This is a genomic window from Shinella oryzae, assembly GCF_023038235.1.
GTDB lineage: Bacteria > Pseudomonadota > Alphaproteobacteria > Rhizobiales > Rhizobiaceae > Shinella > Shinella sumterensis.
Map to the genome: position 1 here is coordinate 841,638 of NZ_CP081988.1, position 15,250 is coordinate 856,887.

At 61.3% G+C, this 15,250-nt stretch carries 17 protein-coding genes; 8 read left to right on the forward strand and 9 right to left on the reverse strand.

Annotation, left to right across the window (positions count from 1 at the left end):
- Positions 1–21: 21 nt before the first annotated feature.
- Both K6301_RS20105 and K6301_RS20110 read left to right on the forward strand, forming a co-directional pair.
- Positions 22–1,461, forward strand: a complete 1,440-nt coding sequence (locus K6301_RS20105) for a sensor histidine kinase (RefSeq protein WP_247222328.1) — start codon at positions 22–24, stop codon at positions 1,459–1,461.
- A 2-nt stretch (positions 1,462–1,463) separates the two neighbouring features.
- Positions 1,464–2,123, forward strand: coding sequence for a response regulator (locus K6301_RS20110; protein ID WP_247222329.1), 660 nt, complete (start codon positions 1,464–1,466; stop codon positions 2,121–2,123).
- Here K6301_RS20110 and K6301_RS20115 read toward each other — a convergent pair.
- Positions 2,120–2,605 carry a hypothetical protein gene (locus tag K6301_RS20115; RefSeq protein WP_247222330.1) on the reverse strand — a complete coding sequence of 162 codons (486 nt, stop codon included), beginning with the start codon at positions 2,603–2,605 and terminating at the stop codon, positions 2,120–2,122. The genes K6301_RS20110 and K6301_RS20115 overlap by 4 nt on opposite strands.
- Before the next feature lie 232 nt (positions 2,606–2,837).
- Here K6301_RS20115 and K6301_RS20120 point away from each other — a divergent pair, with 232 nt between their 5' ends.
- The 4 genes from K6301_RS20120 (at position 2,838) to K6301_RS20135 (ending at position 5,078) form a co-directional block, all read left to right on the forward strand.
- Entirely contained in the window at positions 2,838–3,542 is a 705-nt protein-coding gene (locus K6301_RS20120; protein WP_247222331.1) for a DUF1236 domain-containing protein, read from the forward strand.
- A gap of 68 nt (positions 3,543–3,610) precedes the next feature.
- Complete coding sequence (locus K6301_RS20125) at positions 3,611–3,787, forward strand: hypothetical protein (RefSeq protein WP_247222332.1); 177 nt, start codon at positions 3,611–3,613, stop codon at positions 3,785–3,787.
- 53 nt (positions 3,788–3,840) lie between these two features.
- Complete coding sequence (locus K6301_RS20130) at positions 3,841–4,107, forward strand: hypothetical protein (RefSeq protein ID WP_247222334.1); 267 nt, start codon at positions 3,841–3,843, stop codon at positions 4,105–4,107.
- Between the two features lie 155 nt (positions 4,108–4,262).
- Positions 4,263–5,078, forward strand: a complete 816-nt coding sequence (locus tag K6301_RS20135) for a DUF1206 domain-containing protein (protein ID WP_247222335.1) — start codon at positions 4,263–4,265, stop codon at positions 5,076–5,078.
- Here K6301_RS20135 and K6301_RS20140 read toward each other — a convergent pair.
- A complete protein-coding gene (locus tag K6301_RS20140) occupies positions 5,075–6,004 on the reverse strand; it encodes a LysR substrate-binding domain-containing protein (RefSeq protein WP_247222336.1) in 930 nt (309 codons plus the stop codon). The two genes, K6301_RS20135 and K6301_RS20140, sit on opposite strands and share 4 nt — an antisense overlap.
- A gap of 74 nt (positions 6,005–6,078) precedes the next feature.
- Here K6301_RS20140 and K6301_RS20145 point away from each other — a divergent pair, with 74 nt between their 5' ends.
- Positions 6,079–6,561 carry a DMT family transporter gene (locus K6301_RS20145; protein WP_247222337.1) on the forward strand — a complete coding sequence of 161 codons (483 nt, stop codon included), beginning with the start codon at positions 6,079–6,081 and terminating at the stop codon, positions 6,559–6,561.
- Positions 6,562–6,636: 75 nt separating this feature from the next.
- On the opposite strand, the gene K6301_RS20150 is transcribed toward K6301_RS20145, so the two are convergent.
- The 5 genes from K6301_RS20150 to K6301_RS20170 all read right to left on the reverse strand — a co-directional run bounded on the left by K6301_RS20150 (position 6,637) and on the right by K6301_RS20170 (position 11,780).
- Positions 6,637–7,083, reverse strand: coding sequence for a YybH family protein (locus K6301_RS20150; RefSeq protein WP_247222338.1), 447 nt, complete (start codon positions 7,081–7,083; stop codon positions 6,637–6,639).
- Positions 7,084–7,167: 84 nt separating this feature from the next.
- On the reverse strand, positions 7,168–7,956 hold the full coding sequence (attM, locus tag K6301_RS20155) for an AttM family quorum-quenching N-acyl homoserine lactonase (RefSeq protein ID WP_247222339.1): 789 nt from the start codon (positions 7,954–7,956) through the stop codon (positions 7,168–7,170).
- Between the two features lie 31 nt (positions 7,957–7,987).
- A complete protein-coding gene (locus K6301_RS20160; protein ID WP_247222340.1) occupies positions 7,988–9,490 on the reverse strand; it encodes a sugar ABC transporter ATP-binding protein in 1,503 nt (500 codons plus the stop codon).
- Between the two features lie 10 nt (positions 9,491–9,500).
- Positions 9,501–10,445, reverse strand: a complete 945-nt coding sequence (locus tag K6301_RS20165; RefSeq protein ID WP_134646343.1) for an ABC transporter permease — start codon at positions 10,443–10,445, stop codon at positions 9,501–9,503.
- Between the two features lie 231 nt (positions 10,446–10,676).
- Positions 10,677–11,780, reverse strand: coding sequence for a sugar ABC transporter substrate-binding protein (locus K6301_RS20170; protein WP_247222341.1), 1,104 nt, complete (start codon positions 11,778–11,780; stop codon positions 10,677–10,679).
- Between the two features lie 314 nt (positions 11,781–12,094).
- Between K6301_RS20170 and K6301_RS20175 the strand changes: the two genes are divergently transcribed.
- Positions 12,095–12,838, forward strand: coding sequence for a FadR/GntR family transcriptional regulator (locus K6301_RS20175; protein WP_134646339.1), 744 nt, complete (start codon positions 12,095–12,097; stop codon positions 12,836–12,838).
- A gap of 70 nt (positions 12,839–12,908) precedes the next feature.
- Here the strand turns inward: K6301_RS20175 and K6301_RS20180 are convergent, their stop codons facing one another.
- Both K6301_RS20180 and K6301_RS20185 read right to left on the reverse strand, forming a co-directional pair.
- Positions 12,909–13,973: an acyltransferase family protein gene (locus tag K6301_RS20180; RefSeq protein ID WP_247222342.1), complete on the reverse strand. Its 1,065-nt coding sequence runs from the start codon at positions 13,971–13,973 to the stop codon at positions 12,909–12,911.
- A complete protein-coding gene (locus K6301_RS20185) occupies positions 13,970–15,247 on the reverse strand; it encodes an O-antigen ligase family protein (RefSeq protein ID WP_247222344.1) in 1,278 nt (425 codons plus the stop codon). Before K6301_RS20185 ends, K6301_RS20180 begins: the two co-directional genes overlap by 4 nt.
- Between the last annotated feature and the right edge of the window lie 3 nt (positions 15,248–15,250).

The following is a 15,250-nucleotide window of genomic DNA, read 5'->3' on the forward strand; positions in this document are numbered from 1 at the left end:
AAGGAGGCGAGGAGACCGAGGGTGCTTACGCGCGTGAATGCATCAGATCCCGCGTGTATAGATCCGACGCGGGCGCCCGCGCGCTCTTCGGTCTGGGGTCGTCAAACTCTCGCCCGTCAATTCTTCATCGTCGGCAGTGCATTTTCCCTTGTGGCGATGGCGCTTGTGGGGCTGTTCGTTACCAATCTCATCGAGCAGGCAGTTACGCGCAACGCCGCCGCTTCGACGGCTCTCTACGTCGACAGCATCATCGCCCCCCTCCTCCCGGATATGGCAAGCAGTGAAATTCTCGATGAGACAAGCAGCCGCGCGTTGGATGAAACCCTGGCACAGGGTCCATTGGGTGAACGGCTCAAGGCCTTCCGGCTATGGTCTCGTGACGGCCGGATCCTCTATTCGAGCGATCCGCTCCAGATCGGCGAACAATTCACCCCGAGCGCGGATTTGCAGAAGGCGCTCGGCGGAGAACTCGTCGCGGAATTCGACGAAGTCGATGATATCGAGAGCAAGGCAGAACGGGAGTCAGGCCTTCCGCTGCTCGAAATCTATAGCCCGCTGCTTCAGCCCTGGTCCGGCGAAGTCGTCGCCGTCACGGAATTCTACGAAGTCGCAGAGGGGTTGAAAGTGGATCTGGCCGTGGCTCGCTGGCGGAGCTGGAGCGCGGTGGCGGCGGTGACACTTGCGTTCTTTCTCACGCTGTCAGCCATCGTATTTCGCGGCAGCCGGACCATCGACCGTCAAAGTATCGAACTTAAATCTCGTGTCGCGGACCTCACACAGCTTCTCAGCCAAAACGATGCGCTGAAATCCCGGATCCAACGCGCGGCTGCCGCCACGACCGCCCTCAACGAGAGTTACCTTCGCAATCTCGGCGCCGACCTCCACGATGGCCCGGCGCAACTTGTCGCCTTTGCCGCGCTCAGGATCGATAGCGGCCTGTTGTCCGATCCCGCCACCTCCACGGAACGCCGCGAGAAAGAGGTCAGCGTGATCAAGACCAGTCTGGATGAGGCAATGACCGAGATCCGCACCATATGCAGCGGTCTCGTGCTGCCGCACATCGAGTCGGCCAGTCTTGAGGACATGTTGGAGGAATTGCTCAACAGTTATGGCGCGCGCACGGGCAAGTCGGTCGAACTGCGCAACAGCGCGACAGTGGCGGTTCTACCGGTCGCAGCCAAGATCTGCATTTACCGCTTTATTCAGGAAGCTCTCAACAACGGTTACAAACACGCGGCCGGTGCGGGCCAATGGGTCGACATCGCGCGACATGATGATGTGATCGAGGTCCGGGTCGGCGACGCGGGACCAGGGATTTCACAGCCGAGTTCCAGTAGCCGTATTGGTTTGGCCGGTATGCGGGACCGGGTGGAAAGCCTGGGCGGAACGTTCGGCGTGGCGACGACCGCTGCAGGCACCATAGTAACGATGCGCTTGCCGCTGCATGACATGGAGACATGAAGATGAACACCATCCGCGTTGCGGTCGTCGACGACCATCCCATCTTCCGCGAAGGGGTGGCAAGTTGCCTGACGGACATCGGCGGTTACGATATCGTCGGCGAAGGTGGCAGTAGCGAGGACGCCCAGGCGATCGCCCAGCAGTCGAGTCCCGACGTCATGCTGCTGGATATCTCGATGCCGGGCGGAGGTCTGAATGCGGTGGAAGCGATCCTGGACCGGCAACCCTCGCAGAAAATCATAATGCTGACCGTATCGGAATCGCATTCCGACATTGCGACGGCCTTGAAACTGGGTGCCAAAGGCTACGTGCTCAAAGGTGTAGGGTCGCGAATGCTTTCCGAGATCGTGCGTGCCGTCCACGGCGGCGAGATGTATCTTTCGCCCGCGCTGTCCGCACGAATGATTGCCGGCATTTCACAAACAGGAAACCCGTCAAGCGCGACAGGGATTCATGAGCTTACCGAGCGCGAGCGTGATGTGCTGCGTCTTGTGGCAGCAGGCCTGAGCAACAAGCGGATTGCCCGCGATCTCGACCTTCATGAAAAGACGATCAAGCACCATTTGACGCGCATATTCGCCAAACTCAAAGTCAGCAACCGGACCGAGGCGGCTATGGCATTCCGGGATGCAGGCGAAGCGGCTCGGCCTTCCGCCGGCTAGGGTATGATGGTCTTCAACCAAAGGCGCATGCGATCCTGCGTTGTCGCCTTTCGGTTGACGATCGTGCGGCCTTTCGAATCCTTCATGATGAACCGGCCTTTGACCACCTGCTCGAGATAGCCGTTGCGATAGCGAACCGCGACGGAGTTGCGTGTGACTTCCTTCTTGGCCACGGAAGCAGCGCGCCCCTTTGCCTTGCCACCGGACGCATTTTTTCCTTTGCCGCCCTTGCTATCGGGCCCGCCTCGGCTACCGGGCCCTCCTTTGCTGTCGGATCTGCCGTTGCTCTCGGATCCGCCCTTACCGCCGCGGCCACCGCCATTTCCGCCACCGTTTCCGCCGCCGTTGCCGTTCTTTGCATCCACGGTGGCAAGCGTGAGGGACGGCGTGCTTGCTGTCCATTCCACACGAACGGGCGCCGCAGCAACCGCCAGGGCTATGCCGATCGTAAAAACTGCTGTTGCTGGTTTGTAGACCTTCATCATGCACATCCTGCGCTTTCGTCGGGCAAACGCGCAAGAGCATTTTACGTTCATTGCGGCAGTTCAATGGGGCTGATGCCGGAACGCAGGTACCCGATCGGCCAGCCGGCACAGGCCTTTGGTCCGATACTCCCTCTGCAAAAGCCCCGCTCCAGGAACAGCCGGCGGTCTCTTCAGTTGACGGCTCGGTGCGCATCAAGGCGCGCAGAACAACAAACGGAGGAATAACCTGATGAAAACTGTATCGAAGAATACGATCGCCGCTCTCCTGCTGAGCAGCACCACCGTCTTCCTGGGTGGAACGGCCATTGCCCAGCAACAGCCGGCCGGTGACGCCGGTTCGTCACAGGGCGGCGCAAACGTCATCCTGCCCCAGGATGGGGCGTCGGGACAGGCGGATACGAGAACCGGCGCGACCACTCAGGCGGAGGAACGCAACGGAGGCGCCGAGGCTGCCGCGCAAGGCTCGTCAGAGGTCGAGAACGGCGGCAAGAGTGCCGAGACGGCCGGCTCGACGGACAGCTCGGTGGAAGCAGGAGAGGCAAAGTCTCCAAAGCTTGACGCTAACGGCGCCGCATCGACCACGACAACGACGGAAAAGAACGCCGAAGCTGACGTGCCCTCGTCCAAGTCTTCCAACGAGGCTTCGACAAGCGAGCCGTCGAACGAGACCACGGCGAGCATCGATATTACGACCGAGCAGCGTACGGAGATCCGCAACGTCATCGTGGAAACCAAGGCGGAGCCGGTCAAACTCGATATCGACGTCAATGTCGGCGTCGTTGTTCCAAGGACGGTCGAGCTTCGTCCGCTGCCGCCTCGGATCATCGAGATCGTGCCGGCCTACCGCGGTTACGAATATTTCGTGCTGGTCGATGGGCGGATCATCATCGTCGAGCCGGGCACGCTGAAGGTGGTTTACGTCATTTCCGCTTGAGCCGACGCGAGATTGAAAGGGAGGGGCGCTTTCCGATGCCCCTCCCTCGACAGAAAAGGACACGGATCATGACAAAAAGCTCATTCGACAAATCGCCCGACCAGGAGTTCAGCGTCGGTCTTCCCGTGGGAATTATCGCCTTCTGCATGCTCGGCATCTCCGTCTATCTCGCCGTCTTGGGCGCGGACATTCCGCCGCCCTCCACGAAGGTATACGTGACCGCCGACGTGACCGGCCAACCGTGATGCGAGGCGTCCGCTTTGCATATCTGGCCGCAGGCCTTCTGGAGTTCCTGAAAATGAGCAAGTCCTGTTATCGCTATCTCCTGACCCGGCTGGAGAACAACGAACCGACGATCGCCTCGCTTGAGCAGACGATCGAGGACATCAAAGCCGTTTTGGCCGCAAGCGATGTCCCGATTCCGGCAGGCCTCGCCAAACTCCATCAAGTCGGCACGTTCAAGATCGTCAACGACGTTCCATCCGGGAAGATCGAGACCATTCTCATGGCAAGAGCGGAGATCGGCGATGCCGGCGTCTCGTCTCGAGATAAGCACGCACCGTAGCCAATACCCGCGTTCTTTCGAACCAGAGGACAATGTCCCGACACTGCGGCTCTCCGTGAACGCGGAAGACCGTGGATAATTTCGCCCCTCTCTAAACGTTGCGAGAGAACAACACGCCTTGTTTCGCGTTCCAATGCCAGCAACGGGAGTGGCTCATGCATCAACGAACCGGCTTTCAAGTCCTTGCGCGGATTGGCTATGTCGCTCGCGGCATCGTCTTTGCTCTTCTGGCGGGCCTGGCGTTGTTCACGGGAACGGCAACGACGAAATCCGCGCTCGATTCTCTTCTCACGCAGCCGTTCGGTCGATTATGGCTTGGTCTGATCGGCCTGGGCCTTGCCGGCTTCGTCGTCTGGCGTCTGGCGCAATCCATTGCGAATGCCGACAATCACGAGCAAAACCTGAAAGGCTACGTGATCAGGATCATGTTGCTTGGCAGCGCGGTCGTTTACGTCGGTCTTGCCTATTACAGCTTCGACCATGCCCTTGGTTTTGCGGCTGCAAGGAGCTCCGAAGGCGAAAAGGACCTGGCCGGTTGGGCAATGGCGCAACCGTTCGGTCGTTATCTGGCGGCATCGATCGGGCTCGGTTTCGTGATTGGAGGCGGTGTTACCGTCTGGAAGGGCGTGACGGGAAAATACAAGCGATACCTGGAGCCAAACGTAAAAGAGAACAGGCTCATCAATATCGTATGCGTATACGGGCTCAGCGCGCGCGGTGTGCTTTTCGCGGTTGCAGGCGTATTCTTCTGCTATGCGGCGTTCACGATCGATCCGCAACAAGCAGGCGGCATGGCCGATGCGCTCGACTGGTTGCGTCAACTCCCATTTGGAAGCGTTCTCTATGTGCTGGCGGCGATCGGACTGCTTTCATTCGCCGGGTATAACGTCATCGAAGGACGGTATCGCATCGTCCGCACGCCCGACCTCAATACGCTTCGGAAAATCTCGCCGTTGAACAGTGCGCCCTAGCTTGTCAGTCTTTGGGCATGTGTCACGACGTCTGCAATGGTGTTGCGAAGCCACAGGTGAGCAGGATCGCTCGCGCGACGCTCATGCCAGACCTGCACAAACGGAAATGGCGCTATCGGAAACGGCGGCTCGAAGAAAACCAGGGAGGGATCGGTTTCATGGAGTGCGAGCGCATTGCGCGCGACCGTCAGGACGAGATCCGTTCCATGGATCAGCCGCGGTGCGTTGCCCCAATGGGGCAGCGTGACCACGACGTGTCGCGTATGGCCCAGAGCGCGTAAAGCCATGTCGATTTCGGTGTTCGTGCCGTCGTTCATCGCAACGAGAACGTGGGGGCTTGCAAGATAGCCGTCCATATCGAGGCGGTCCTTGCCCGCCATCGAATTGCGGTCCGCCACGCAGACGAAGTGCTCGATGGCGAGCTGCCCGGCTTGCAGCCGTTCGGGAAGATCAGGAAAGACGCCCAGGGCGAGATCGCACTCGCCGTCCAGCAGCAGCCGAAGCATGGCTTCCCGGCTCGACTGGGTCACCACAAGCTCGATCCCTGGCGCCTCGCGACGCAGCCTTCGCAAAAGACCGGGGAGCACAACGGCGGAGCCATAGTCCGACATTGCAAGGCGGAAACCTCGTTTCTCACGCGCGGGGTCGAAGCCGTTCGGACCGAGGACCTCCCTCATCTGTCGCAGGGCTTGCCCCAGAACCGGCGCGATCTCCATTGCCTTGGCACTTGGGACAAGCTGACCACCGCGGCGTACGAGCAGGGGATCGTTGAACAGAAGACGCAGACGCCCGAGCGCATGGCTGACTGCCGGCTGGCTCATATTGAGCCGCGTGGCTGTCCGTGACACGTGCCGCTCGGCCAGAAGGGCATCAAGGACCACAAGAAGGTTAAGGTCGACGCCTCGGAGATTATTCACATCATGCATAGCGGAGATATTAAATCGGAATTTCCATCAGCACACCAAATAGTGCACGTGGTGGGCATCGGAGGTTATTCGCCATGCAAACCAATACAATATTCCTCATCGTCGCTGCCGTCGTGACCGGTGCGGTCGTTCCGTTTCAGGCAGGAGCAAACGCGGCTCTCGGACGGTCGCTTGGTCATCCGCTTTGGGGCACGCTCGTATCCCTTTGCGTCAGCCTGGCCTGCATCCTGCCCGTCATGCTTTTGACGAAGGTGCAGTTGCCGACCCTGTCGAACCTCGCCCACGCGCCGCGCTGGATATGGATCGGCGGCATTGTCGGCGTCGTCTACATCACCGGCGCGCTCATGCTTGCGCCAAAACTCGGCGCGGCCGGCTTCATCATGGCGGTCATCGCCGGGCAGATGCTCGCATCGATCATCATCGATCGATGGGGCCTCGTCGGCCTGCCGCAGCAACCCGTTTCATGGCCCCGCCTTGCCGGTCTCGGCCTCATCTTTCTCGGGCTGATCGTGATGCAGTTGCAGACATTCTGGCTGAAGCCGCCTGCCGGTTCGTGACGGCTCAAAGCCTGCGCCGATAGCTGCGTCAGAGCGACAAGGCAACGAGATGAAAAAAGTTCAAGCACCGCCGGATCACGACGTCCCACTTTCAGATGGCTTCACGTTCGAAAAGTGATGCAGCGCTATCAGCCATGCGCTTTCCGTCTCCGTCACAACGAAGGAGGTGCGAACCCTGTTATGCACGATCGTGCCGTCCATATGGCGATTGACGATATCGCCGAAACCCTGCGCGATAAACAGGCCCTCTCCCAGAGAGCGGATGTGCTGGTCGATGAGGGAAAGCGTCACGCCATGGAGAACGCCCTCATAGCTGCGGAAATACGCCTCGACATCCAAGCGGCCGACATAAAGCCGGGGGAGCAAACCAAAAAAAACGGCATCGTCCGTGTAGATCCGCGAGAGCGCCTTGCTATCCCAGGTCGCCGCGGCATCGTTCCACCGCTGCTCTATCTGATTGAGGATTATATCATGCATTTGAAAACAGATGCTCTCGGACGGAAACCTAGCGGCAGCCATCATGGGTTATGTTTCGGGTCGGATGGAGGGTAGAGCGTGGCGCCTGCCGTCAGCGGTTGCCCGCCGACGGCATCCTGGTTGCGAGGATCAGTCGTAGTATTCAGCAGGAGCCTTCTTGAAGGCCTGCCAGGTTTCCATATCGTGGCCGGGCACGACGATCGCATTTTCCTTCTCGACGATACGCCGCAGCCTGCGCACGGATGCCGCTGCCTCGCGCGCCGAGGTGAGTGCACCCGGCAGGCATTTTTCGTTCCAATGATCCATCGTGTAGGCCGCATCGATCGCCAGCAGGATCGGGCCAGTGTTCGGCAACCGCACCATGATCGACTGGTGACCGGGCGTATGCCCCGGAGACATGAACGTCTGCACGCTGCCGTCGCCGAACACGTCGTACTGGTCTTCGTCCTCCATCACGTCCCAGGTGATGCCGTCCTTTGTCAGGTCCTTCTTGATATAGCCGCCCTGCATGAACCAGTCCGCGGAGAAGGCCCAGTCGATCTCGCGGCGCTGCACCAGATGGCGCGCCTTTGGGAAATTGCCGCAGGCGCCGGAATGATCGAGATGCAGATGCGAGTGAAGCACGAATTTGATGTCGTCAGGCCTCATGCCGATCTTGGCGAGCTGGTTCACGCAGCCCTCAGCCGGATCCATGATCGGGTAGTACTTCTTGGTCGTCTCGCCCCACCAGCCTTCCGGATCGTGGGCCGCCTCGACGGCCGTACCGCCATCGATGACGATGTTGCCCTTGGGATGGACGATCAGATACCACGGTATCGGCGTGAAGAACGGATCCTGACTGTAGCCGAGCTTAATGTCGACTTCCTTCTGTCGGATCTGGCCGGTCTGGAACATGTAGAGCCGGATATCTGTGCTCATGGGGTCTCCTCCTGTCGTGAATAGGCTGCGGCTAAGCCGCGGTTTTCGATTTGCCGCTCAGCGTGACGGCCAGAAGCTCATCGTAGGTCCAGTGGGTCTTCGGGGCTTCCGCGACGCACTTGCCGTCGTGAATGACCATCACGCGATCGGCAAGCACCAACGTCTCACGCAACGATGACGACACAAGCAATACTGCCGCGCCATCCTGCGCAAGCTGCAGGATGATGTCGTAGATTTCTTTGATCGCACCGACATCCACGCCGTTCGTCGGTTCCACGATGATGTAGAGCGATGCACCGGCACTCATCCATTTGCCGATGACCACCTTCTGTTGGTTGCCGCCCGAAAAGAAACGGACCTGCAAGGCGGCGTTGCGCGGGCGAACCGCGAGCTGGCCCATCACGTCGTCGGAATATTTCCTTATCGCGCCGGGACGTATGGTCAAAAACCGCTCAAGCCTGTTCAGTACCGGAAGGCAGATGTTGTCGGCAACGGAGAGCGCCGGGAAGAGCGCCTGCTTGCGCCGATCCTCGGGAATGAGGGCCACGCCCGAACGGCGCGCGGCAATGGGTGTCCTGACGTCGATGGCCTTGCCGCGCAGCCTGGCCTTGCCCGCATGGCGCACGACGCCGCCTAGTGCGCGCGCTACATCCTCCATGCCGCCGCCGACCGGCCCCGTAATGCCCAGAACCTCGCCCACTCGGATGGTGAAGGAGAGAGGCGACAGGTTGGCCGTCGCCAGTTCCGTGACCTCCAGAAGAACCTCCGGACGAGCCCGGCTGCCATCATTATAGATCGACAATTCCGAGCGATTGCGATCGACCATCAGCTCGGTCACCCGGTCCTCGGTGACTTCGCCGCGGTTCAGCGTCCCGGAGACCATCCCGCCGCGCAGGATCGTTGCCCGATCGCAGATTTCCTGCACCTCCTTGAGGCGATGGGAGATGTAGACGATGGCGATGCCCTGCTTCTTGAAGCGCTCGATGATGCGGAAGAGCACTTCCGATTCCGCCGCGGAAAGGCGGGCCGTGGGCTCATCCAGCACGATCAGCTTGTATCGGCGATGAAAGAGCGTCGCCAGCGTAACCAGTTGCATCTCGGCGGCAGAAAGCGTGCTGGCCATGCGGCGCGCATCAAGGTCGATGCCCATGTCGGCCAGGATCGCGGTTGCCTCGTCATGGATTGCCCGGTCGCTGACGCCAAACCGACCCGGTTCGTTGCCAAGCAGGATATTCTGCCCGACGGTGAAGCTGGAAACGAGTTCGGCGTCCTGGTAGACGGCGCCAAGACCCAGGAGGTGCGCTTCGGGCGGGCTGGAGACCCGCACAGACGCGCCTTCGAGGAGGATCTCGCCGGCGCTGGGTGAATAAACGCCCGTGAGGATCTTGATCAAAGTCGACTTGCCGGCACCGTTTTCGCCGAGCAGACCGTGCACCTCGCCGGCAAGGAAGCTGAGGCTCACGCCCTTCAGCGCCTTGGTGCCGGCAAATTCCTTTTCGAGATTTTTCAGTTCGACGAGTGCTGTGTCAGTCATGGTCCTTACCTCAGATGAACTTGAGGTGGACTTCTTCGCGGTTGAGAAGCGCGTTTGCGCCGACCGCGATGATGAGAACCAGCCCCTGGAAGATGTGGCGGGCGGCAAACGGGAAGCCGACCATGTTCATGCCGGAATCCACCATGTAGAGGAAGAAGACGCCGACGAGCGTGCCCAGCAGATGGGGCTTTCCCTTGCCGAGGACAGTCGCGCCGAGGAACACGGCAGCGAATGCCTCCAGCAGATAGCCTTCGCCACCAACAGGCTGCGCCGACGAAGAAATGGATGTCACGATCACCCCGGCAATGCCCGACATGAGAGCAGACAACACAAAAGCGAGGATGACCCAGCGATAGACGTTGATGCCGGAGTAGAAGGCCGCCATCGGATTGTCGCCAACAGCAGCGATATAGTGGCCGATGCGCGTGCGCGTCGCGGCGACCAAGGCAACGAGGAACACCGCGAGCAGGATCAGAACCGGAACGCCGATAATGCCGAGCTTGCCCTGGCCCAAATAGAGGAAGGCCGTCTCGTCATAGCCTACCGGCACCTGATAGCCGCCGGTGATGAAGATGTTGATGCCCGAAAGAACGAACATCACCCCCAATGTCACCACGATGCCGGACAGCCGGCCATAGGTGACGAGAACGCCGTTGACCGCACCGATCAGGCAGGCGGCAACAAGCGCGACGGCTATCGCGGCCCATGGCCCAAGGATTGGAATGAGGAAGGCGACGAGGATCGACGACGTGGTCACCGTCAGGCCGATCGACAGATCGAAGCTGCCGGAAATGACGACCCATGTCAGGCCGAGCGATACCAGTGCACTGACGATCATGGAGAACAGGATATTGTTGAGGTTCGATACGGTCGCGAAATAGGGCGAGGCGATGGAAAAGCCGACCGCCGCCAGCACGAGCACGATGATGGTTCCCCAGCGCCGCAGAAAGCGCATGGCAGCGGACTCCTTTCGTCCCGCGGCCTGTGTTTTTTCCAAGGCGTTTCGCGTCGTCTTCGCCTGCGCGAGGCTTTCCTGCTCAGCTTGCGTCACTGTTCCGTTCCAGTCGTTCTTGATCGATAGAGGGCAAGTGCCGGCCTAAGCCGCAACGACCTACCCGTTTGTTATGCGATAGGAGACGCATGCGGCGGGCGGGAAGACGGTGCCCGCCGCATGCCAGGCCGGCCCTTAGCCGCCGAACTGCTTGAGCAGGGCGATCGCCTGCTCGTCCATGCTCTTGAGTTCGGCAAGGGCCTCTGCCGCCTGATCCGGCGTCTTGGTGATGACCGGAATGCGGTAAACGAGGTTCGGGACATCCTCGCCCCGGGCGAGTTTGACGGCGAGCTCGCCGGTCTTGCGGCCGATTTCGGGGAACGGCGAGTCGCAGCTGAAAACCACCGGAACCTGCTTGGCGGCCCAGGCTTCTAGGAACTGGGTCGACAGGTAGTGATTGAACAGCGGAACATCGTCGCGGTTCATCTGCTTGAGTGCCTGCCCGGCTCCGAGCGTGAAGGGCCACCACCACGAGATGAAGCCGGCCAGCGAGCCGGGCTCGGGATTGGCCTGCAGCAGGGACAGCATGTTCTTGCGGCCCACGGAGATTTCGTCCGTCGTGCCTTGCCCGCCATCGATGAAAGGAAGGACCTTCATGCGCGGCTCGTAGCGGCACATCAGCTCGAACATGTCGACTTCCATGTCGAACGGCGTGAAGTAGCCGCGCTGTTCTGCGGTCTGGGCGAAAGTGCCCTGACGCTTGCAGTAGTTCTGCACGAAGTAGCCCAGCGTCGTGGCGGTGCCCCACACATCGTCCATGACGGCGGGCGAATCCTTCACGGGTATGGTAAAGCCGACCGTCTTGATGCCGCGCTTGTGGGCTTCGTCCGCGATATAGGCCGTCTCGGATTCCTGAGAGTAGATGCCCATGACGAGCGCGTCGATGCCGCGATCGAGGAGCGCGCGAGCAGCGGCCTGCTCGCTCGCCTTTGTCGGCTCGCCGCGAACGGTCACGACTTCGCCTCCGGCGTCGAGCACGGCCTTGACGATCTGCCAGCAGCCGCGCCGCCAGGGTTGATTGAATGGCCCATAGGTCAGCGGAACACCGATGCGCACCTTCTTGCCAGGCGCTGGTGGCGTGATCTCTTCCGCGCTCGCGACTGTCGCAGACCCGGCGAGGGCCGCGCCGCCGATAACGCCGGCCGCGCCCTTCAAGAGGGTGCGCCGACTGAACTGCGCAAATTCGGTGGCCTCCTCGGCAAGTCTTCGCAGCCGTACGGTGTGATCAAAGAAGCTCATGTTTTCCTCCCTGTCGCTTCGGATCTGGTCCCCAGAGGCCCGGCACTTTCCACCGGACGACGGCTGGACACGCTTCGCCGGCGGCGCTGGACCACCTCCGGCACCCTGCCCGCTTCGATCAACCGGAAACCCGTCGTGGCGACCGGCGGCCGCCCTCCTCTTATGGCCAATGAACCATATTACATGGTTGCCTGACAAGTGGTTTCTGCTATTCTTGCGGAAAAAGATGCGATGGGGCAGTTGCGGGCGGCAAAGCCTGTTAAAACCGCTCCGGACGGTAGAGTCAGGGAAACGAAAACGCTCGGAGGGCGCGCATGGTGCTAGATGACAGGGTAACACGCGGCCCGTCGCTTGCGGATTCGGTCGCCGGCCGCATCCGTGCCGACATCACGTCTGGAACCTATGCGAAGGGAGACAAGCTGCCGACGGAGCGTGTTCTTTCGGAGAAATACGGCGTGAGCCGGCCGATCATCCGCGAGGCAATCGGCTCACTGAAGCGAGATGGCCTGGTCGCGACGCGTCAGGGGCTTGGCGCCTTCGTCATCGAAACCAAGGAAATTGCCTTCCGGCTAGCGGGCGTCGATCTGACCGATGCGCTCGATGTGCAGAACGTCATCGAACTGCTGATGGCCGTCGAGTCCGCGGCGACGGCGCTTGCGGCAGAGCGGCGTTCCGAAACGCAGCTCCGCGAGATCGAACGGCGGCTCAACGCCATCCAGACGGCTTTCGACAACGGCGAGGCCGGCATCGAGGAGGACCTGGCGTTTCACCGGGAGATCGTCGATGCCTGCGGCAATCCGCATTTCCGGGAAATGTCGGATTTTCTCGAATCCCATGTCCGCAACTTCATCCGCAAGGCACGCGCCAGCACATTGCGCAATGCCCTCCTCAAACAGGTTCAGGCTGAACATACGGCGATCTACCGTGCCATCGCCAAAGCCGACCCGCAGGAGGCGCGGCTGGCGGCGGAAGACCACCTCCGCGGCGCGGCCGACCGCCTGACCTTGCTTCTCAAGGGCGCAGACGATGAACAAGCGTCGAGAACCGAGCCTCGGTGACGGAGTGCGATCATCGGCCTGAGCGCCAAACAAAGATATCCCAAGACGTCGGATGGATAACCGCAGCACGTCATCTCCCGTGACCTTGAGTTAGGTTCCGCCGCAGGGAGGGCAAAAGGCGTCTCTGCGCCAGGAGCTTTCCCCGGCTGCGCAGGAGTGGCTGCTCGCAGACGACATAGGCGCAGAGACCTGCGGCCAAACCGGCGCACATCGATGTGACGAAGATGATCGGCGGTGCGAGGCCGACAGCGCCGCCGGCCTTGGCCGCGACGGAGATCGCAAAGGTGTGCCAGAGATAGATCGAATAGGATGCGGAGCCCAGAAAGGCGGGAGCCTTCGCGAACGGCACGCCACGGCCGTGTTTTTCCAGAAAGGCAGTTCCATAGACAAGGGCGGCAGCGAGCGGACCGCACGTCCATTCGTCAAACGGCAGGTTCAGAATGCCGATCGCCGCAAAGCCGGCGAATGACGCGACGATGAGGGCAAGCGCCAGCCACCGGGGTGGAACATGCCTGGAAAGCCAAAGGCGGCCGATCATCATGCCAGCGACGAATTCCAGAATGATCGGCCTCGTATAGGTAGCAAAGAGGGCGTTGTCGCTATCCACCATAAAGCCGAGCGCGACGAGGAACACAAAGATCGCCGCGACGACGGCGAGGCGCACGCGGCCGGGCAAGAGCAGACACGACGCAAAGACGGCGTAGAAGAACATCTCGTAATTGAGCGTCCAGCCCTGGACGAGCACCGGCCAAAGCTCTCCGGTGCTCGGCGAGCGCATCGGGACAAAGAACAGCGACGCGACGATATGGCTGGCCGTCAGCACCAGATTGGGAAAGAGACCCGCGAGCGCTCCCGCCACCATCACCCCGGTCGCCAGCCAGTAGATGGGCACGATACGGCGGATACGCTCCCGCAGGAAGTGTCCGGGCGAAACGGGGCGCCGTTCGACGATCACCCACATGATGAAGCCGCTGATGACGAAGAAGACGTCGACGCCGGCCGCGCCGATGACAAAGGCGTAACCGCTTCGCTCGGCCGCATGGAAGGCGAGGACGGCGAGCGCCGCGAAGGCACGCAGATACTGAACGCCGTAGAGCGTTTCCCGGCGCGCTTCGGGGATGGCCGGGGACGTCATGCGGCCACCGTTCCGAGGCGAGGTCGGATCGGTCTTCCTGCCGGCACGAAGCGATGCGCGCGGCTTCGCCGCCCGTCCGTCAGCTTGCCGGCAGCAAAGTAAAGCAGGAAGGAACCGACGTGATAGGGGTTGAGGATATCGATCTCCACGAAGGTGCGCACCGCCAGCAATGCCGCGATGGTGAACAGCACCAGCGCCTCGCGGTCGCGCGCAGCTGACAGCAGCCGGCGCAGGTGACCCGTCAGCGTGACAAGGAGCACGATGGACAGCAGCAGGCAGCCGATCAGGCCTGTCTCGACCGTCGCGGCGATAAACGTGTTGTGGAAATGGAAGCCGCTGCGCCCGGCGATGAAGAACGCCGCCCAGAGCCGCTCGGCCTCTGCAAAACCCTGCACCCAGAAAGCCTGGTAGCCGATGCCGACAAGCGGCGCAGCACTCGCCGCCGCGATGCCCTGCTGCCATAGATAGGTGCGCCCGGTAAGCGTCGCATCCTTGCCGAAGACGCCGAGGATCATCTCGAAGCCACCGCCGTAGACGGCGGCGAGCCCGAGCCCCACGGTCAGCACGGCGAGCGCCGAAAACAGCATCTTGCGGTGGCGCGGCGCGAGCATTTCCAATGCGCGCAGCGCGACGCACAGACCGGCGACGGCGACGGTCGTGAGGACCGATGTGGCCGATTGCGAGGCCTTCAGGCAATAGAGCGCGACGAGCACGCAGCCCACGGCGGCCAGCTTCCAGACACCCCGCTCCATGCCGAGAAAAAGCGCGGCGAAGGCGAAGAGCACGGCGAGCGAGGCATAGAACCCGAGCTGATTCTTGGAAGCGAAGGCACCGACGAAGCTGTAGGTCCCGTCGAGCGGATCGAGATGATAGACGCCAAAGGCGAGCGAGTAGAACAGCACCAGCCCCGTGCCGATCAACCCGCCGCGCACCAGCGTGCGCGTGTCGACTACGCGCATCGCGATGAGCGCGCAAACGACGTGCGAGAGATACTGCAGCCCGGTGCGCATCGTCGCGCCCGGCGCCTGCGACCAGAACACGGACAGGCAGGCAAAAAGCGCAAACGCGAAGAGCCAGAGATAATGGGCATAGTTGCCGAGAACCCGCCGGTAATCGACGGCGACCAACGGCAGCCACAGGGCGTAATAGGCAAGGATCGAGACCTGGCCGAAGCGGAAGGAATAAGCGAAGACGAACAACGACAGTGCGACGGCGAAGGCGCCATAGGCCTCGTTGCCTTCAGGTCCGATGAGCCGGTGCTTCGCGATCCGCATGGT